16 protein-coding genes are annotated in these 18,809 nt (G+C 43.6%); 10 read left to right on the top strand and 6 right to left on the bottom strand.

Annotated features, from left to right (window positions below; translation table 11 throughout):
- Positions 1-208: 208 nt before the first annotated feature.
- Positions 209-1,444: an ammonium transporter gene (locus tag FD716_RS03225; protein ID WP_139850930.1), complete on the top strand. Its 1,236-nt coding sequence runs from the start codon at positions 209-211 to the stop codon at positions 1,442-1,444.
- Between the two features lie 129 nt (positions 1,445-1,573).
- Here the strand turns inward: FD716_RS03225 and rsfS are convergent, their stop codons facing one another.
- The 5 genes from rsfS to FD716_RS03250 form a co-directional block, all read right to left on the bottom strand.
- Positions 1,574-1,981, bottom strand: a complete 408-nt coding sequence (gene rsfS, locus FD716_RS03230; protein WP_139850931.1) for a ribosome silencing factor — start codon at positions 1,979-1,981, stop codon at positions 1,574-1,576.
- Positions 1,982-2,112: 131 nt separating this feature from the next.
- Entirely contained in the window at positions 2,113-2,904 is a 792-nt protein-coding gene (locus FD716_RS03235) for a hydroxypyruvate isomerase family protein (protein ID WP_139850932.1), read from the bottom strand.
- 75 nt (positions 2,905-2,979) lie between these two features.
- Positions 2,980-3,849: an NAD(P)-dependent oxidoreductase gene (locus FD716_RS03240; protein ID WP_139850933.1), complete on the bottom strand. Its 870-nt coding sequence runs from the start codon at positions 3,847-3,849 to the stop codon at positions 2,980-2,982.
- 79 nt (positions 3,850-3,928) lie between these two features.
- Complete coding sequence (locus tag FD716_RS03245; protein ID WP_139850934.1) at positions 3,929-4,717, bottom strand: crotonase/enoyl-CoA hydratase family protein; 789 nt, start codon at positions 4,715-4,717, stop codon at positions 3,929-3,931.
- A gap of 130 nt (positions 4,718-4,847) precedes the next feature.
- A complete protein-coding gene (locus FD716_RS03250) occupies positions 4,848-7,652 on the bottom strand; it encodes a GacS-like sensor histidine kinase (RefSeq protein WP_139850935.1) in 2,805 nt (934 codons plus the stop codon).
- Positions 7,653-7,803: 151 nt separating this feature from the next.
- On the opposite strand from FD716_RS03250, the gene cysM reads away from it, so the two are divergent.
- From cysM to FD716_RS03270, 4 genes are all read left to right on the top strand, one after another.
- Positions 7,804-8,727: a cysteine synthase CysM gene (gene cysM, locus FD716_RS03255; RefSeq protein ID WP_139850936.1), complete on the top strand. Its 924-nt coding sequence runs from the start codon at positions 7,804-7,806 to the stop codon at positions 8,725-8,727.
- Between the two features lie 105 nt (positions 8,728-8,832).
- Complete coding sequence (locus FD716_RS03260; RefSeq protein ID WP_139850937.1) at positions 8,833-9,651, top strand: 3'-5' exonuclease; 819 nt, start codon at positions 8,833-8,835, stop codon at positions 9,649-9,651.
- A 12-nt stretch (positions 9,652-9,663) separates the two neighbouring features.
- Positions 9,664-11,040: a 23S rRNA (uracil(1939)-C(5))-methyltransferase RlmD gene (gene rlmD, locus FD716_RS03265; protein WP_139850938.1), complete on the top strand. Its 1,377-nt coding sequence runs from the start codon at positions 9,664-9,666 to the stop codon at positions 11,038-11,040.
- Positions 11,041-11,095: 55 nt separating this feature from the next.
- Positions 11,096-13,399 (top strand): RelA/SpoT family protein, encoded by a 2,304-nt coding sequence (locus FD716_RS03270; RefSeq protein ID WP_139850939.1) that lies wholly within the window; start codon positions 11,096-11,098, stop codon positions 13,397-13,399.
- A 148-nt stretch (positions 13,400-13,547) separates the two neighbouring features.
- Here the strand turns inward: FD716_RS03270 and FD716_RS03275 are convergent, their stop codons facing one another.
- Positions 13,548-14,336 carry an SDR family oxidoreductase gene (locus tag FD716_RS03275; protein ID WP_139850940.1) on the bottom strand — a complete coding sequence of 263 codons (789 nt, stop codon included), beginning with the start codon at positions 14,334-14,336 and terminating at the stop codon, positions 13,548-13,550.
- 177 nt (positions 14,337-14,513) lie between these two features.
- Here FD716_RS03275 and mazG point away from each other — a divergent pair, with 177 nt between their 5' ends.
- The 5 genes from mazG (at position 14,514) to panB (ending at position 18,809) form a co-directional block, all read left to right on the top strand.
- A complete protein-coding gene (gene mazG, locus FD716_RS03280; RefSeq protein ID WP_139853599.1) occupies positions 14,514-15,308 on the top strand; it encodes a nucleoside triphosphate pyrophosphohydrolase in 795 nt (264 codons plus the stop codon).
- Between the two features lie 26 nt (positions 15,309-15,334).
- On the top strand, positions 15,335-15,802 hold the full coding sequence (locus FD716_RS03285; RefSeq protein ID WP_139850941.1) for a ComEA family DNA-binding protein: 468 nt from the start codon (positions 15,335-15,337) through the stop codon (positions 15,800-15,802).
- A 160-nt stretch (positions 15,803-15,962) separates the two neighbouring features.
- Positions 15,963-17,471, top strand: coding sequence for a polynucleotide adenylyltransferase PcnB (pcnB, locus tag FD716_RS03290; protein WP_139850942.1), 1,509 nt, complete (start codon positions 15,963-15,965; stop codon positions 17,469-17,471).
- A complete protein-coding gene (gene folK, locus FD716_RS03295) occupies positions 17,468-17,962 on the top strand; it encodes a 2-amino-4-hydroxy-6-hydroxymethyldihydropteridine diphosphokinase (protein WP_139850943.1) in 495 nt (164 codons plus the stop codon). Before pcnB ends, folK begins: the two co-directional genes overlap by 4 nt.
- 37 nt (positions 17,963-17,999) lie before the next feature.
- The gene (gene panB, locus FD716_RS03300; RefSeq protein WP_139850944.1) at positions 18,000-18,809 is read left to right on the top strand and encodes a 3-methyl-2-oxobutanoate hydroxymethyltransferase; all 810 of its coding nucleotides are present in this window, start codon (positions 18,000-18,002) and stop codon (positions 18,807-18,809) included.

The following is an 18,809-nucleotide window of genomic DNA, read 5'->3' on the forward strand; positions in this document are numbered from 1 at the left end:
TTTGGTCAATTTTGTCTAAAAAATAAGCTTGAATACTAAAAACTTTTTAGAATGCCTATCCCTTTTTGTTGCTATTTTCGTCGGCTTAAGTTGTGCTAATATCCATCATTATTAAGTCATTTTTATATTAAGAGTAATCCTTGGTCCTTAGAAAAATATCGAATGGTGTTGATTGAACTATTTCATAAATTGGAAGGATGGCTTGCGCATGGGCCTGTTTAAATATTTATTCATTGTTTTAATGGTTATGCTGCCATGTTTGTCCTTCGCCAGCAATTGGGCTGTAGAGGATATTCCCAAAATTCATATTTCACCCGATTACACGTTGCTGTTCTTGGGCGGCCTATTTGTGATGTTGATGCAAATGGGATTTGCGATGGTCGAAGGTGGTTACGATCCTGATTCCAAACGATTGCGTATTTTTGCAATCAACTATATGGCCGCATTGATTGGTAACTTATCTTATATTGCAGCGATGTATTATTATGAGCTGTGGTTTAGGGGAGAGTTGATTTTCTTTAGAGCGCCTCTGCAAACTTGGCACCTCAATTTATTGGTTTTCTACGTGTTAATGAGCACCACAGTCACGATGGTGGTCAGTCGGATTATTCCAAGAAAGATCTCCTTGCTGCAATATTGGTGGATCTCACTCTTTATTTCATTTGCAATTTTTGCTATCACCAGTCGCTCTGCTTGGGGTGGTGTGATGAATTATGGTGGTTTTTTAAAGAGCCTCGGTTTTATCGATTTTGCTGGCTCGACTGTAGTGCATTCGACCGCTGCTTGGATTGTATTGGCGGGTTATGTGGTCTTTGGCCGAGAACAACAAGAATCCTTACGCCGTAAAGATATTATTTTCGATGACTATAAAACACTTGCAATGGGCTTGGCTGGCTTTGTCTTGTGGTTGGCATGGTCAAGTCTAAATGTTGGCTACATTACTGCGATAAAAGTCGATATCGAAGATGTGGTGTTAAATACCGTTTCAACTTTGATTGCCGCAATTGTTGCGATGATTATCTTTGGGAAATGCTATAAACAGAGCATTACACTCGAATCGCTGATTAAAGCGGGCTTGGGTGGCTTGGTTGCGATTACAGCCAGCTGTGCCTTGGTTTCCATCACTGCTGCCATTTTTATTGGCTTTGTGGCTGGGGTTTTGGTCTTTGTTCTTCCAAATCTGCTTAAGCGTTGGATTGGCGTCAAGAATATTATTGATGTCACGGTGATTCACGGTATTTGTGGTATTTGGGGAACCTTAATATTGGCATTTGTTGATCACTCCAAACTGTTAAGCGGCCGCGAGGCGACCATATTCGCACAATTCTCAGGCGTAATTGTGATTTTCCTCTGGAGTTTTGGTCTTGCTTTTCTGATGTTTAAAGTGGTGCATTGGTGGAATGCAAAGCGCAAAATACAGCTTAAACAGAACGACTCAGTTTGAGCATAACCACTGTAAATTGATTTGAGTATGCGCTGCGCTAAAGAAAGCTAGGTGTTAAAGCGAATGATTTAACTAAATGATCAGACAATAAAAAAGCGACTTCTTTGGTCGCTTTTCTTGTATTCGATATTAGACTTGTGCGGCAGATTCAGGATTACCACGCCATAAACTTTCAAGATCATAAAATTTACGGGCAGTTGGCAGCATGACGTGTACAACCACAATGCCTAAATCGATGAGGATCCATTCTGCATCACGTTCACCTTCAACACCAATCGGGCGGAAGCCAGCTTTACGTGCTTCATCAGCAACGTTGTCGGCAAGTGCTTTGACATGACGTGTTGATGTTCCGCTCGCAATCACGATTGCATCTGAAACATTACTGATGCGGCTGACATCAATTTCAACAATTTCTTTGGCTTTTACATCAAGAAGTGCTTCATGAACAACTTTCAAACAAGCGTTGATATCTTGCTGTTGGGTAGATATGGAGATTTCGTGAGAATTAGAAGCGCGTTGTGATGGTTCTAAATTCATATGAAGAATATTTTCCTGAAAAATGATTCACTGGTTAATATAACGTCTTTGGCTGCAAAATTCAAATTTTGCGGTTGGATAGACCACTATTTTGCAGTGCTATCGATCTAAAACAATGCGATTCGATTTTATTACATGGTTTCGCTTGGAAAGTAACGCTGTTTCCATTGCAAGCTCTGTAGCGAAATTTGGCTGGGGACATATTCTGCTGCGACAAAGCCAGTATAACCACTTTGTGCAATGGCTTGGAAAAATCCGGTGAAATTGAGTTCTGCGGTGTCTGGTTCATGGCGACCGGGACAATCTGCAAATTGGATATGTGCAATGTGCTGGCGATTATTTTGAAAACATTGAATGACATCTTCACCCATCATCGCCATATGGTAACAGTCATATTGCAGTTTTAAATTTGGACGCTGAACCCGTGTCAGCAAGTCTTGTGCTTGAGCCATGCGCTGAATTAAAAAACCAGGCATATTGATGCCATTGATCATTTCAATCACGGGTTGAATATTATGTGCTGCTAAACGATCACAGGCCAAGCGTAAATTTTGTGTCAGGGTATCTAAACAGTCTGCATATGCAATGCCTTCGGGTTGTTTACCGACGAGAATATTTACAGTCGGCACCTGTAATTGGCTGGCATAGGCAATCGCTTGCTCGATGGCTGCGGCAAATTCAGCTTCACAGCCAGGCACACCAGCAAGACCACAACCACCTTGCATCAGGTCGCCTGCGGGGACGTTAATTAAGCAAAGTTGTAATTGATGTTGTGACAGTGCTGTGGCAATTTCGTCAATACTGTGCACATAAGGAAATTGAATTTCAACCGTATTGAAGCCCTGTGCTTTGGCCAATGCAAAACGTTGTAATAGCGGAACTTCTGTAAAAATCATCGAAAGATTAACGGCAAGTTTTAGCATGGAACCATTCCCTTGGTGCGGTCGAATAATAATTAGATTCGCGTTGCAGCGTGTTGTTCAGCCAATTTTGTTGGGCTATTTCGAAAGTTCAACCTGCTGAATCACTGTGGATAAATCTGCTTCTGCAAAACCTTGAGTTTGATGTTGATGCAGTTGCTGTAACGCTTGAGTGGCGACGGGAATATCCAATTTAAATGTAGCAGCCAGTGCAACTGCATTGTTTAAATCTTTAGATAAAGTCTTCACTTTCCATTGCACTGGTTCAAACTGATGTGTGGCCATCCGTGGCGCTAAAATTTGAAAGGGTTTAGAGTCGGCAAAACCGCCTGCAAGTGCTGGAGCTAAAAGCGTGGTATCCACACCAGCTAGATCTGCCAAGGCGACGGCTTCTGCGATGAGGCTGCTATTGGCTGCCACAATTAATTGGTTGCAGATTTTGGTGGCTTGCCCCGTACCGACTTCGCCCATACGGGTCACGCGCTGTGTAAGAACTTGATAGATTGGATTTAGTGCCTCGATCACCTGAGAATCACCGCCTGCAAAGACCACAAGGCTCCCTTGTTCCGCACCGACGACACCACCAGATACAGGAGAGTCGATCCAAGTAACCTGTAACTGTGCTGCTTGGTGAGCCAGTTGATGGGTGCAAGCGACTGAAAGACTAGAAAAATCAACAATGATTTGTCCAGCAGTTAAATAGGGAGAAAGTTGTTCAAATACCGATTGCACGGCATGGTCATCTGCAAGACACAGCAAGACCGTCGGGTAGTCCCCAATATCTGCAAGTTGCAATGCAGTTGCGCCAATTTCAAGCAGTGGCTCACAGGCAGAAGCGCTGCGGTTCCAGACTGCAACATCTAAACCCGCATGTAATAAGCGAGTCGCCATACGTGTTCCCATTAGCCCCATACCAATAAAGGCAATTTTCGGTTGCTGCAAATCCATTTGTTACTTCTCCTTGGTCTGATTGGGTTAAGCGAGGAATGAGGGTTTTAGGCGACTACACCGTGTGCTTTATACGCTGTTACTTGTATTGACGCGGTTGAAATTGAACTTCAGGGTTCTTGTCTTTTTTGCGTGCCAAAATACTATTTTTACCCAATAACAATTTGAGTTGCCAAATTTTTTCCAAACGTAAGGCTTTGTTTGGCGTATTTTGCATGGCATCCAAAACACGCTTTACTGCAACCAAGGCATCTGGTGAGCGTTGTTGCATTTCTTGTGCAATGCTCAGTGCTTTGTTGAGTGGCTGTTCATCGAGGTGTGTGACCAGACCAATTTGTTGTGCATAGTGACCATCAAAGATTCGAGCGGTGAGACTCAGTTCTTTGGCCAGATCGATTCCAACGAGGCCTTTGATTGAACGTGTCAATCCCATATCGGGTACCAATCCCCAGCGACTTTCCATAATTGACATTTGCGTATTTGGATGCGCAATACGGATATCCGCTGCCAATGCCAATTGCATTCCTGCACCAAAGCAAAAGCCTTCAACTGCCGCAATGACAGGAACAGGCAATTCTTGCCAAATTAAAAAAGCTTTTTGAAACAGGCTCTGTCCTGGTTTGATCAGTTCCCACGCTGCATAGAGTTTATTTTTCGGATCATTTAAGTCGCTTAAGTCAATTCCTGCACTAAATACCTGTGCTTCACCCGTGAGTACCACGCAGCGGATATTTCGATCTTTTTTAATTTTTTCAGCAACGTTGACCAACTCACGCAATAGATCAAAGCTCATTGCATTACGTTTTTCTGGACGGTTTAGGCTGACGGTTGCAATGCCATCATTGATTTCAATACTAACTAGTGCCATGAATTTTCACTCTTATTTATTTTCAGCCGCAGCATAGCATGCGTTCAGCGGCGAGAGATGACAGTGCAGTCACGGAAAAAGGCTTGTACTTGGAGCGGAAGTCATCCCACCGAAGTCCGATGGGATGAACTTAGTGATGTAAGACTTTCTCTGCAGCAGCAACCACATCATCCATAACATGTTTTAGTTCCTCTAGGCGCTGCGTGACCTCATCGATAAATGCTGGGTCGGCTTTACGTCGTTCTTTACGTAAGGTCGATACAAACTGTTCAAATTCAGCCGTCACATGCTGCAACTTTGGCGTACCGACATAGCGTGTTGCACCAGAAAGACGATGAATCACATGCTCAAGTTGCGGGAAGTCTTCGAGTTCAATTAACTGCTGAATTTCCGTAATTTCTGTCGGGAAACTGTCAACCAACATCTTCAGGAGGTCTTGTGCCAAATCTTCTTTGTTGGCAGCCAGCTGTAAGCTTTGCTTCCAGTCTAAAATTTGTGGGTCAACCCGTTCAATATAAACCGTTTTTTCAGTTTGTTGCAGTGGTTTAATAAACTTGTCGCTGGTCCAATGCGTCAGAATTTGAATGATTTGCTCAATTTGAATCGGTTTGGTGACATAGTCATCCATGCCGACTTTGAGCAGTTTTTGTTTTTCATCTGCAAGGGCATGTGCCGTCAATGCGATGATAGGCATACGCATACCATCTAAAGTGGATTCAAGCGAACGAATGGCACGTGTGGTATCAATTCCCGACATGACTGGCATTTGAATATCCATGAACACCAGATCAAAGGGTTTTAAACCTTGTTCAACCCGTTGTTGGATAATCTGTAGTCCTGCTTGACCGCTTGATGCCTTGGTGGTTTCAACATTGAGTTCACCCAATAATGCTTCAAGGACGATTAGATTTGGCATGTGATCATCAATCGCCAAAATATGTAAATCTCGATCCTTAAAGTCATCGTTAAGTTCGGGTGCAAGCAGCGGCTTGTTTTCTAGCAATTGAATCAAGGCTGTACGACTTAATGGCTGATACAGCGCACGTGCTTTAAACTGATGCAGCATATTGGGGTCTAAGGTCATTTGATAACCATAAACAGCAAGATTGCCTTGATAGCGATTGCGAATTTCTTTGAGTAATGCTTCGGTATCACCACTGTGGTCAACAATGAGCCAAGTATCATCACTGGCATTTGCCAATGAGTTCAAGCGGCTAAACAAATCGAGAATCGATTGGGTTTCCGTATGTTGAACTTGATAATTTTCCAAATAATGACGTAATACATGTGCTGTTGCAGGGTGGGCAACAAATGAAACCACATGCATATCTGAGAAGTTCTGATGTTCAACAAATGCATTCTGGGTTAGATCAAACATGGCTGTAAACCAGAAGGTTGAGCCTTTTTCGGTGGGTGCTCGTTCTTGGTTGTCTTCAAAGCCAATTTGCCCATGCATCAAGTTGACCAATTGTTTAGAAATTGCCAAGCCGAGTCCAGTTCCACCAAATTGGCGGGTTACCGATGCATCACCTTGAGAGAACGATTCAAATAAACGTTTACGATCTGTACCACTTAAGCCAATGCCGCTGTCCTGCACACTGAAATGCAGCAGCCATTGATTGCTGCTGTGTTGTTCTGTACGTGCACGAACAATAATTTCACCATCTGGAGTGAATTTAATCGCATTTGAAATCAGATTGGTCAAGATTTGTTTGACGCGCAATGCGTCACCAATCACATAACGTGGGACATTGTCGGCATAGTAAAAGGCCATATCAATTTGCTTTTGTGCAGCCAGTGGCGACAACATATCCATCACATCAAAAATGGCTTCTTCTAAGTCAAAGGGTGCTGTTTCGAGTTCCAGTTTACCTGCATCAATTTTAGAAAAATCAAGTACATCATTAATGAGTGCCAACAAATGTGCCGATGATTTACGAATGGTTTGTAAATATAGGGTTTGCTCGTGGTTGAGGTTTTCTTGACGCAGCATCAAGTGAATAAAACCATCAATACTATTTAAGGGGGTGCGTAATTCATGGCTGATATTGGCCAAGAATACCGATTTGGCTTGATTGGATGAAATCGCTTGGTCACGTGCTTGTTTATACGTAATGTTTTGCACTTCAAGGGTGTCGAGCGTACGGCGTAAATCGTCTTCTGTTTGTTCGGTGTGTTCTTTTAATTCGAGAAAACTAAAATGTAGTCGTTTTACCACACTGGCAATGTCACGTTGTAAAAGTCGTAATTCTCCAGTGCTATTAATCACCATATGCTGATCTAAGGTATCTGCACTTAAGCGTTGTAACTGCATCCGTATTTCATACATCGGTGCAATCCAGCGTCTAGAGTAAAAATTCAGACACAGTAAAAGCAACAAGAGTGTTAATAAACCGGTTGCAATCAGGACGATGAGAACGCGATACCGCGTAATAGCAAGCGGTTGATTGTCGAGTTCAATCACCAACCATTCACTTTTTTGTGGCGCTGCTGTATTTAAACGCATTCCATATAAGTAGTTGCCATTATTGGCAATCGGGCCAAAAAAAGTTGCATTTTGGGGAATCTTGGGCCAATCACGTTTATTGCGATAACCGACACTTAATACGTTTTGCTGTTGGCTGTTTAAAACCACGGCGCTGATTACATGTTTTTCATTTAGAATGCTTTGAAGAATAGTTTCAGCTTGTTGTTTTTTTTGAGGATTCAGTTGTTGTAATCGAACCAGTTGCTCAGCGGTATATTGATGCCGAGCTAAGATCTCAATCGCTTTAAAGCGTTGTTTTGCGGTAGATGAATTCGCTGTTTCATGCATCACCAGAAGAGCACCAACAAAGGCGAGTACCATGATTGGGACGAAAATTAAAGCAATCAACTGCCCATAGGCATGGTTGAGTTTTAAACGTTTGTAGAGCTTTCTGTTGAAATTAGACATGACTCGAGCCACTTTTTCCCCATGCCGCGCATATTAACATGCTTTAGAAAAAATGATGGTGCTTTAAACGGTCAGATTAAAAAGCGATGAAATGGGTGCAGCTTGGGTTATTTTTTCATACAATAGCGGCACCTCGTTCAAGGTTGATACCATGCGCCATATTTCACCAGATTTTTCAACTGACCAATTTAAACTTGATGATTATGTTGGAAAAACCCCTTTAGTTCGTTTGCAGCGCTTGGCCAGCCATACTCAAGCAACCGTATTGGCGAAGCTAGAAGGAAATAATCCAGCTGGTTCTGTGAAAGATCGTCCAGCATATAACATGATTATGCAAGCGGAAAAGCGCGGTGAAATAAAGCCTGGGGATACCTTGATTGAAGCCACTAGTGGCAATACCGGTATTGCATTGGCGATGGTTGCAGCCATGCGTGGCTATAAAATGAAATTGATCATGCCAGACAACATGAGCCAAGAACGCAAAGATGCGATGCGTGCTTATGGGGCTGAATTGATTGAAGTGACCAAACAACAAGGCATGGAAGGTGCGCGCGACCTTGCACTTGAGATGCAACAAAATGGACAAGGCTTTGTGCTGAATCAGTTTGGCAATCCAGACAATGTTGAAGCGCATTATCTCACTACGGGTCCTGAAATTTGGGCGGAAACGGGCGGTAAAATCACCCATTTTGTCAGTTCAATGGGAACCACAGGCACCATCATGGGGGTGTCTAAATATTTAAAAGAACAAAACCCAGATATTCAAGTGATTGGCCTACAGCCTGAAGATGGCGCCAGCATTGCGGGGATTCGTCGTTGGCCAGAAGCCTATTTGCCATCTATTTTTGAGCGTAGCCGTGTGGATCAAACTTTAGATATTCCGCAAATTGAAGCTGAAAAAACCATGCGTCAATTGGCACGCCAAGAAGGCATTAGTGCTGGAACATCATCGGGTGGTGCGGTTTGGGCCTCGTTACGTATTGCTGAACAAAATCCAAATGCTGTCATTGTGTGCATTGTATGTGATCGCGGCGATCGTTATTTATCAACAGGTCTGTTTTCGGTTGAAGACTAAGTTGACGCTTTGGTTTAGTATTGAATTGAAGATTGTATTGGCGTCTTGAACGTTCAATAGAACCAACAGAATTGAAGTCAGGTAACTTGGGAGTACGTCTGCGCTATGCGCCTGCCAGTTTTAGTGTTTGATATTGAGACGCTGACCGATTTGAAATCGGGCGCGCATTTATATGGGCTAGATCTAGAACAAGCCGATTTAGAACAGGCTTTGACCAAGTTGCGTCGCCAAGAGTCAGGTATGGATTTTCAGCGCTTGCCGCTGCACGAAATTGTCTGTATCTCAGGCTTATGGATCGATGAAAATGGTGGTATGCGCCTGTTTTCATTCAGCCAAGCGCAATGGAGCGAAGCAGAAATTCTAAGCAAGTTTTTATCTATTTTTGATAAACGTCATCCGACTTTAGTCAGTTGGAATGGTTCGCAGTTTGATTTACCTGTAATCTTATTCCGTGCGATGTATCATGGCTTGTCAGCGCCAAGTTTGTTTGATCAAGGTGAAATTGATCAGCAGAAACGCTATAATAACTACCAAAATCGCTACCACCATCGTCATGTTGATTTAATGGATGTGATGGCCATGTTTAATGGTCGCCATTTTCAAAAGCTTGATGATGTTGCGCACTTACTTGGCTATCCGGGTAAGCGTGGGGTTTCTGGTTACTTTATTCCTGACTATGTGAAACATCAGCAATGGCTCGAACTGAGTAGTTACTGTGAAGGTGATGTCTTAAATACATGGTTGATCTATTTGCGTTGGAGCTTGTTAAAAGGCCAAATGCTGAGTGAAGACCATCGCTTATGGATTGAAGCCACGATTACTTACTTACAAACACAACCTCAGCAACAAGATTTTTTACAGTCTTGGCGCGAGACGTCGCAGCACACTGCGTTTACAGCGTCAGATTTTTCTGGCCCTCTCTGATTAGGTCGAATTTTGAAACGTCGCTTCAAAGCTCCAACATCTGCATTACCCCATTATGTTTTTCAAGTTGAACGTCTTTCCCACGAAGGTCGCGGTATCGCACACTATGGGACAGACCCGTCACACCCCACTGAAAAGCATGGGAAAAAAGTTTTCATTAGCAATGCCTTACCTGGTGAGATTGTGCGTGCTCAGCTAACCCATCAAAGTGCTAAGTTTGAACAAGCACAACAAATTGAATTGATGAGTGCACCAAGTCCACAGCGTACAGAACCGATGTGTCCGCATTTCGCTGAATGTGGTGGCTGTAGTCTGCAACATATTCATCCAGATCAGCAAATTCAGCTTAAGCAAGAAATGCTGCAATCTCATTTACAACATTTTGCTGGCATTATGCCAACAAGCTGGCTGCCAGCTTTGCGTACTACACGTTCTGATTACCGGCATAAGGCGCGTATTGGTGTGCGCTATTTACCGAAGAAACAGAAACTTGTTATGGGTTTTCGAGAAGCACAAAGCAATCAATTGATAGCGATTCAAACTTGTAAAGTGTTGGATATTGCACTGGATCAGCATTTGCCAGCTTTACATGCATTGTTGCAGGGTTTAGATGGAAGGGCAGATATTGGTCATATTGAGCTGGTGAAAGGCCACTCAGAGATTGCATTATTGGTACGCCATACCGCAGCGCTTTCTCAATCAGATCTTTTAAAGTTGCGTGAGTTTGCGCTTGAACGGCAATGGCAGCTGTATTTGCAACCAGCCGCAAGTGATTCAGTGCATCGCGTTGATCAGCCTGAAGCGGCCAGTCGTTTGCATTATCGTTTTGACAGTGAAGATTTAGTATTTGGTTTTCACCCAACTGACTTTATTCAAGTAAACGCAGAGATAAATGTCAAAATGGTCAATCTGGCATGTGAGTTGCTTGCGCTAGAACAAGGTCAATCCGTTTTAGACTTATTTTGTGGTTTGGGTAACTTTTCACTGGCTTTAGCACGACGGGTTGGGCCACAGGGCCGAGTGGTGGCGGTTGAAGGAAGTGATGCGATGGTGCAGCGAGGTACAGAAAATGCACAGAAAAATAATATCACTAATGTTACATTTCACGCACAAGATTTAACAAAAGATTTTTCACAGAAACCTTGGGCAAATCAAGGGTTTGATGCATTATTAATAGATCCGCCTCGCGCGGGTGCAGAACAGGTCATGCAGTATCTACCTCGTTTTGGTGCACGGAAAATAGTTTACGTTTCATGTAATCCTGCAACCTTGGCGCGTGATGCTGGTATTTTAGCCAAGTATGGGTATGTGTTAAAACAGGCAGGCGTAATGGATATGTTTACACATACTGAACATGTCGAATCCATTGCTTTATTTGAAAAAAATTAGCGCTCATCGATTAAAATGGAGAGCGGAATGAATATTTGCTTGAGAGGAGAAGGGTATGGTTACAGTACGTGAGCTGTTACCTGCACGACTCAGTGAGTTGGCAGATGAAACGACTGTAGAACATGCCGATGAAGCGCAACAAGGTTTGGTTTCTTGGTTGGATCGGGTTAGTGTCATTTTAGACGGTGCAAAGTTAGAGCAGTTGGCCGAAGTTGCGCAATTGGTGTTGCAAAAAGAGCTTAGTTTCTCTGGACGCTATCGTAACAATACCTTTGCAACAGGTCTTGGGATGGCGGACATATTGGCCCATCTCCATGTTGACGAAGATACTTTGTCTGCTGCATTGTTGTATCGTAGTGTGCGTGAGGAACTGACCAGCTTAGATGAGATCAAACTGAAGTTTGGCGATCAGGTTTACAATTTGGTCAAGGGCACCTTGGCCATGGGGAAGCTTTCTGAACTTATTGAAAAAAACAAACGCTTAGAAGATCACTTTAATAATAATCAGCGCGAACATTTATCCGGCATTTATAAAATGCTGATTTCAGTGACGGAAGATGTACGTGTTGTACTGATCAAACTCGCGGAACGAACATTTGCTTTGCGTGAGCTTGCACATTCACCAAAGGAGCGACAAGAACGCGTTGCCCGAGAGATTTTAACGATTTATTCACCTTTGGCGCATCGTCTGGGTATTGCACAGCTGAAATGGGAACTCGAAGATTTAGCCTTTCGTTTTCTGGCACCAGAACGTTATAAAGAAATCGCCACCCTGCTCAATGAAAAACGCTTAGAGCGTGAACAGTACATTCAGTTTGTGGTGGAGAAACTCAGAGTTGAATTGTCTTCATTGGGAATCGAAGCCGATATCACGGGTCGGGTAAAGCATATTTATTCGATCTATCGAAAAATGAAGAGTAAAAATCTAAGTTTCGATCAGCTTTATGATATTCGTGCGGTTCGAGTTTTGGTGAAATGTGTTCCTGAGTGTTATCACGCTTTGGGCATCGCACATCAGATTTGGCGACATATTCCCAACCAATTCGATGATTATATTACCAATCCCAAGCCGAATGGTTATCGCTCGTTGCATACCGCAGTAATTGCTGAGAGTAAATCACTCGAAATTCAAATTCGTACCTATGAAATGCACGAAGAGGCTGAACTCGGTGTCTGTTCGCATTTCAATTACAAAGAAGGTGCGAAGAACACCGATTATTCCTTTAATCATCGTTTGCACTCGCTGCGTTCTGTGTTGGAAAACTATCAAGAACGTAATGAAAGCAGTGCGCATAAAGAAGATGAAAGTGAAGATTTTGAGCGTATCCAAGACTTTGCAGGATTTGAAAAGATCTATGTGTTTAGTCGTGATGGCGACATTAAAGAGCTTCCACTCGGATCAACTGTTTTAGACTTTGCTTATCATGTGCATACCGAAGTTGGGAACAAGTGCTATGCCGCGCGCGTCAATCAGCGCTATGTACCACTGACCTATACCTTAAAAACCGGTGAGCAGGTTGAGATTTTAACCAAAAAAGATCGCGCACCAAATCGTGATTGGTTGGTCAATTCACTGGGTTATATTAAAACAGCACGTGCGCGTGACAAACTGAGACATTGGTTTAGACAACAAGATCGCAGTCAAAATTTAGAAGTTGGACGCGAACTCCTCAGTAAAGAGCTTTCGCGTTTGGCGATTCACCCGAAAAGTATCGATTTAAGCGATTACTGTGCTCACTTTAATGTGAAAAATGGTGAAGATATTTTGGTGGCGTTGGTCAGTGGTGACATTAGTCTGCATGCCTTGATGAATCAAGTAAACAGACACATGCATCTCGATCAAGATGAGCCTGAGTTAGTCCTTAAGCCGACGTTAAATCCACGTGCCAGTCATACCTTGTCAGCACATGGGATTTTGATTGATGGTCTTGATAATGTGGAGCTCAATGTGGCGCAATGTTGTCAACCAGTACATGGGGAATCGATTGCGGGCTATATCACCTTAAATCGTGGCGTAAGCATCCATAAAGTGATCTGTCCTGATTATATTCGTATGATTAATCAGGAACCTGAGCGGGCAGTTGAAGCCGATTGGGAAATGCAGCCAACCCGTGGTCAAAGCGTACAGATTGTGGTGGAAGCCTATGACCGTCGTGGCTTACTCAAAGACCTTACCCAAGTGATTTTTTCCGATCAAATCAATATTCGACAGGTCAATACCATCTCAGAAGCAGATGGAATTGCCAATATGAAGTTGTTGATTGAGGTCAAAGGTTTGGCGCAGTTATCCCGTTTGTTGGCACGTTTAGAGCAACAACCAGGTATTATTAGTGCACGTCGACTGGTTCAGGGGAACTAAGCGATACCGATGAGCAAGATGTGGTTGCTCGGTGGTTGCAAAAAGGCTGTCTATTGAAGACAGCCTTTTTTATGCTTACTCAGCCGATTGATTGTCTTGTCTGCTTCACTCAGTGAAACTGATATGTTGCAGCGTGAATTAGAGTGGGTTATCGCGCTGGCAACTTACTTTTGCTGAGCTGTAGATTGGCCCAGCGGTTGAGAAATTGTGGGCTATGTGCAGACAGATGGTAAAGCAAATGGGTTTTTAGCCCAATCGGATGATGGGTTGCAGCGAGGCGATGGTCTTTGCTTAAAGCAACTTTGAGAATGTGTTGTGCAACATCTTCAGCCGTGAGGTTGATACCGATATTGTCGATACTGGCGGCTTGCATGTCTTGTACCATCGCTGTTTGTACGAAGAGCGGCATAACATCAAGCACTCGAATACCGTACTTTTTCCACTCGATGTTCAGTGCTTCAGTTAATCCGCGCACAGCAAACTTACTGGCTGAATAAGAGGCGAGATCGGCTTGCCCATAAATCGCAGATGCGGATGAAAGGTTAATGATTTGTGCATGTGACGCTTTTTTGAGCCAAGGCAGTGCAGCATGGCAGCCGTTGATCACGCCTGTGACATTAATTTGTAGCGTGCGTTGATGGGCTGTGATTTCAGTTTGCTCAAACGGTCCAGAATATAAGACCCCAGCATTGTTAACTAAAATATTGAGTTCACCCGCCCAAATTGCAAATTCTGCTAAAGTGCTTTGCCACTGCGCATAGTCGCAGACATCAAGTAAGCCTGCACGTGCACGTGGCCCAAGATGTTTGGCTAGGTTGGCTGCTAATGTTTGGTTAATGTCATAAATACCAACACGATAGCCACGTTGATAAAATAGTTTTGCAATGGCGGCACCAATGCCTTGTGCTGCGCCACTAATGAAGATGCTGTTGGTCATTATTTTTCTCAGTTTTCTTAATTATTTTAGTAATAAAACATATTTACAATATAGCTGACAAGCCGATTTTTCAGTTTCTATGCCCTATACTGCTGCCAGTGCTATCACGACTGATTCACTGTGATCGACACAATTTAATTGGCCAGAAATAGGGAATAGAGGATTGAAATAATGGGTATTGAGAAGCTCCTTGATGTCATGCAGCAATTACGTGAAAAGTGCCCGTGGGATCAAGCGCAGACACCGCAATCACTAACCCCATACGCCATTGAAGAAGCGTATGAAGTTGCGGAAGCCGTACATGCAGGAGAGGTGCAGCATGTACGTGAAGAGCTGGGCGATCTGTTATTGCAAGTGGTGTTTCAGGCCGAGATGTATCGAGAACAAGGTGCTTTTGATTTTAATGATGTGGTGCAAACCCTAACCGATAAATTGATTCGTCGGCATCCTCATGTTTTTCAGGCAGAAGAATTCGAAACACTCACCACTGAACAAGTATCTGCACTGTGGCAGCAGATTAAGCAACAAGAGCGAGCGGATCAACGCGCACAGCAACCGCAGCTTCAATCACGCTTGGCGGTGGTTAAGCCTGGGCCTGCAATTGTCCAAGCGCAGGCCATTCAAGAAAGTGTGGTGAAAGTCGGTTTTGATTTTGCCAATGTTGCGGATGCCTACAGCAAATTAGAGGAAGAGCTGGAAGAATTTAAGCAAGCCTGTCAGTCGCAACAAACAGATGAAATGCAAGATGAACTGGGCGATTGCCTATTTTCATTGATTAATGTCGGTCGTAAACTCAACCTTTGTAGTGAAACGGCTTTGCAAGGCACCATCCATAAGTTTAAGCAACGTTTTGCATATATTGAAGATCAAGCGTTACAGCAAAATAAGCAAATTGAAGACATGAGCTTGGCGGAAATGGATGCACTGTGGGATCAGGCTAAGCTATTTCTAAAACAATCGACATTGTCGTGATTCAAGTATGAGGTTGGGAGGTATGCATGCTCAGTTTGAAATGGGTTTCAATCGTGGGCAGGCTGCTGTACTGCTGTTTGGGTCTCAGTCAAATGGTTGTGGCACAAACTTTTGATCAGGACTATGCCGACTGGAAAGCTGCACAAGTGGCGCAAGATCAACGTTTACAAAATCTCTCCACGAAGCAGCCTCCCTCAACAGCAGATTCAGCACAACCGCCAACTGCACCAGCAGTAACACCGGCAAGTCGTACTCTTCCCTCGTCAACAACAATGGAGCGAGAGCCAGCTGTGACCGCAATGCTGCAGGTGCATCTCAACACCGATTCAGTTGAGCAGTTACAACAATTGAAAGGCATCGGGGCGAAAAAAGCCCAAGCAATTATTGATTACCGCCAGCAGCATGGACCTTTTCAAAAGATTGAAGAGCTTAAAAATGTAAAAGGCATTGGTGAGCAAACGTTTGAAAAAAACCGAACACAATTAGCTTTGTAATCCAAAAAGTCAGTCAGATACCTTCTTGTAATCTTCACATGAATCATTAACAACTAAAATTTAAAACTGAGATTTATAGAATCAAATTGCCCTTTGATTGCGTTAGATATATGATGAACGCAATTATTTTTTTACGTTATGACGTAGGAGACAGCGTCTTTTGCAAACTTTGCACGCGTCTAAGTGTGGTTTATCCACCGCTCAATTACCTTCTTACATTTTAGATGTTATTGACAGTTTAACCCGAGCAGGCTACGAGGCATATATTGTCGGTGGTGGTGTGCGTGATCTTATGTTGGGATTGAATCCAAAGGATTTTGATGCTGTTACCAACGCGACGCCTTCACAAGTCAAAGAAGTCTTTGGGCGACGTTGTCGCATCATTGGTCGTCGATTCGAATTGGCTCATGTCTATTCAGGCCGTGAATTGGTTGAGGTGGCGACTTTTCGAGCGCCACCTAAAAAAGCGGTCACTTCTGCTTCGGGTATGATTTTACGAGACAATAACTGGGGAACCATTGAACAAGATTTCTCTCGACGAGATTTCTCCATTAATGCCATGTATTATCAGCCGCATAAAGCCGTAGTATTGGATTTTTGTGATGCCATAAGTGATATTAAAAAGAAAACTTTACGCTTACTCGGTGAACCGTTACTACGTTTTGAAGAAGATCCTGTCCGTATGCTGCGTACTTTACGTTTTGCAGCAAAACTAAATTTTAATATTGATCCAAGCATTTTGGATATCTTTACCGAAGAAATGACCCAGCTGCTGCGTGATGTGTCACCACATCGCCTTTATGATGAGTCACAAAAACTCTTTACCATGGGGCATTTGTATCGCGTATTGCCGATGCTCATCGAGTTCGGTATTTGGAAACAATTGTTTGCAGACATTCCACCGCAACTTTCTGCGTTTATTGACCGTGCTGCACAAAATACCGATCAGCGTATCCAAGTTGGGAAAACCATCAATCCGGCGTTCTTTTATGCCGTCTTGCTATGGGAACCATTCTTACAGCGTGTTGAGTTCTATCAAAATAAAGGTGTTGTACCTGCTGAAGCACGTGCTCAAGCGGGTTTGGACGTGCTTAAGCGCCAAGCAACACGGACTATTATTCCACGCTTTGCTGAAACCTTTATTCGTGAAGTTTGGGAAATGCAAAGTCGTTTGCTCAATCCAAAACCACAGCAAATCGAGGCGTTATCTGGCCATGCGCGTTTTAGAGCGGGCTTTGACTTTTTACTGTTACGTGAAAAGTCAGGTGATAACACCACACAAGGTATGGGCAGTTGGTGGGATGCTTACCAAAATATGGGTTATGACGAAAAAGAGAAGGCCATTAGTGCCTACAATCGTCAGCGCGCGAAAACCCGTCGCAAAGCAGCAGATACGGACAACGCTAAAAATAATGTGAATGCGCCTGTACATGCTGAAGTTGCCCAGATCGAACCGTTGGTGAAAGAAACGCCCGTTCGCAATCGCCGTTCGCGTAAACCGCGAACCAATAACGATCCAGCCAGTTTGGCAGATAACTTCCGTAGTCGTGATAATTCACGGGCTGATACGCCAAAAGCTGCGGCTGGTATTGATCATGATCACCCCATTCTAAAAAGAAAACGGGTACAACGTGACTTAACACAAGTGGTTTTTGGACCAACACAATGACCGTGTTAAGTTATATTGGGCTGGGAAGTAACTTAGGTGATTCTCAGCAAATACTGGTCGAGGCTGTACAAAAGTTGGCAGCACTCGGACCCGTTAAAGTTTCCAAGCTTTATCAAAGCCCGCCCATGGGACCTCAAGATCAGCCACATTATGTGAATGCTGTGGCTCAACTGGAAACAGCGCTCGCACCATTAGAATTACTTGATATTTTGCAAGGTTTTGAGCAAGAAGCGGGCCGAGTACGCTTGCGCCATTGGGGTGAGCGGACTTTGGATCTTGATCTTTTACTGTATGGTGAAAAAAATATTCAAAATGAGCGACTGACTGTACCGCATGTTGGTATTATGGAGCGCGATTTTGTAGTGGTTCCGCTTTTAGATTTGGACGCTACACTTCAAATTCAGGGTCAATGTTTGCAAGCACTTGCATTGGTGCAGCAATCAACCTTAACTGTGCTTGCAGATTCATCTTGGGTAAATTTTGATCTGTAATGTGTCAAGGAACTCGCGGAAATAGAGGAATATCATCATGATTAGTCTCAGTGATTTAAGACAATTCAAACAGCAGGGGCGTAAGATTTCATGTTTAACCTGCTATGACGCCAGCATGGCGAAAGCAATGGAACTTGCTGAAATTGATTCTATTTTAGTGGGCGACTCTTTGGGTATGGTGATCCAGGGGCATGACTCTACCTTGCCCGTAACTGTGGCAGATATGGCTTATCATACCGCTGCGGTACGTCGTGGCAATCAGCATGCATTCGTTATGACTGATTTACCATTTCTGGCTTATGCAACCCTTGAGCAGACGATTGAAAATGCGCGAACGGTGATGCAAGCCGGTGCGCAGATGATCAAAATTGAAGGTGGTGCGTGGTTGGCCGATGTCATTCAAGTATTGACTCGCAATGGTGTGCCTGTCTGTGTTCACCTAGGGCTTACACCGCAATCGGTACATGTCTTTGGTGGCTATAAAGTCCAAGGTAAAACCCGTGAAGCGGCGGATCAACTGATTGCCGATTGTCAGGCCGTGGTTGATGCCGGTGCTGCAATGTTATTACTTGAGTGTGTTCCAGCGCAGTTGGGCAAAGAAGTCGCTGCATTGTTCCCACAAATTCCAGTCATTGGGATTGGTGCGGGTGTCGATACTGATGGCCAAGTTTTGGTGGTTCAAGATATGCTTGGGCTAAATGCAGGTCATGTGGCAAAATTCGTACGTAATTTTATGCAAGATCAATCTGGAGCGACGGCAATTCAAGATGCATTCAAGGCTTTTCATAGCGAAGTCTTGGCACAGAATTTCCCAACTCAACAACATAGTTTTCAAGGCGACTTGTAA

It is taken from the genome of Acinetobacter pullicarnis (assembly GCF_006352475.1).
Classification (GTDB): Bacteria; Pseudomonadota; Gammaproteobacteria; order Pseudomonadales; family Moraxellaceae; genus Acinetobacter; species Acinetobacter pullicarnis.

What these genes read in the sequence shown, in the direction of transcription:
- FD716_RS03225 (WP_139850930.1), top strand. Translation starts at nt 209, where the DNA reads ATGGGCCTGTTTAAATATTTATTCATTGTTTTAATGGTTATGCTGCCA.
- rsfS (WP_139850931.1), bottom strand. Translation starts at nt 1,981, where the DNA reads ATGAATTTAGAACCATCACAACGCGCTTCTAATTCTCACGAAATCTCC.
- FD716_RS03235 (WP_139850932.1), bottom strand. Translation starts at nt 2,904, where the DNA reads ATGCTAAAACTTGCCGTTAATCTTTCGATGATTTTTACAGAAGTTCCG.
- FD716_RS03240 (WP_139850933.1), bottom strand. Translation starts at nt 3,849, where the DNA reads ATGGATTTGCAGCAACCGAAAATTGCCTTTATTGGTATGGGGCTAATG.
- FD716_RS03245 (WP_139850934.1), bottom strand. Translation starts at nt 4,717, where the DNA reads ATGGCACTAGTTAGTATTGAAATCAATGATGGCATTGCAACCGTCAGC.
- FD716_RS03250 (WP_139850935.1), bottom strand. Translation starts at nt 7,652, where the DNA reads ATGTCTAATTTCAACAGAAAGCTCTACAAACGTTTAAAACTCAACCAT.
- cysM (WP_139850936.1), top strand. Translation starts at nt 7,804, where the DNA reads ATGCGCCATATTTCACCAGATTTTTCAACTGACCAATTTAAACTTGAT.
- FD716_RS03260 (WP_139850937.1), top strand. Translation starts at nt 8,833, where the DNA reads ATGCGCCTGCCAGTTTTAGTGTTTGATATTGAGACGCTGACCGATTTG.
- FD716_RS03270 (WP_139850939.1), top strand. Translation starts at nt 11,096, where the DNA reads ATGGTTACAGTACGTGAGCTGTTACCTGCACGACTCAGTGAGTTGGCA.
- FD716_RS03275 (WP_139850940.1), bottom strand. Translation starts at nt 14,336, where the DNA reads ATGACCAACAGCATCTTCATTAGTGGCGCAGCACAAGGCATTGGTGCC.
- FD716_RS03285 (WP_139850941.1), top strand. Translation starts at nt 15,335, where the DNA reads ATGCTCAGTTTGAAATGGGTTTCAATCGTGGGCAGGCTGCTGTACTGC.
- folK (WP_139850943.1), top strand. Translation starts at nt 17,468, where the DNA reads ATGACCGTGTTAAGTTATATTGGGCTGGGAAGTAACTTAGGTGATTCT.
- panB (WP_139850944.1), top strand. Translation starts at nt 18,000, where the DNA reads ATGATTAGTCTCAGTGATTTAAGACAATTCAAACAGCAGGGGCGTAAG.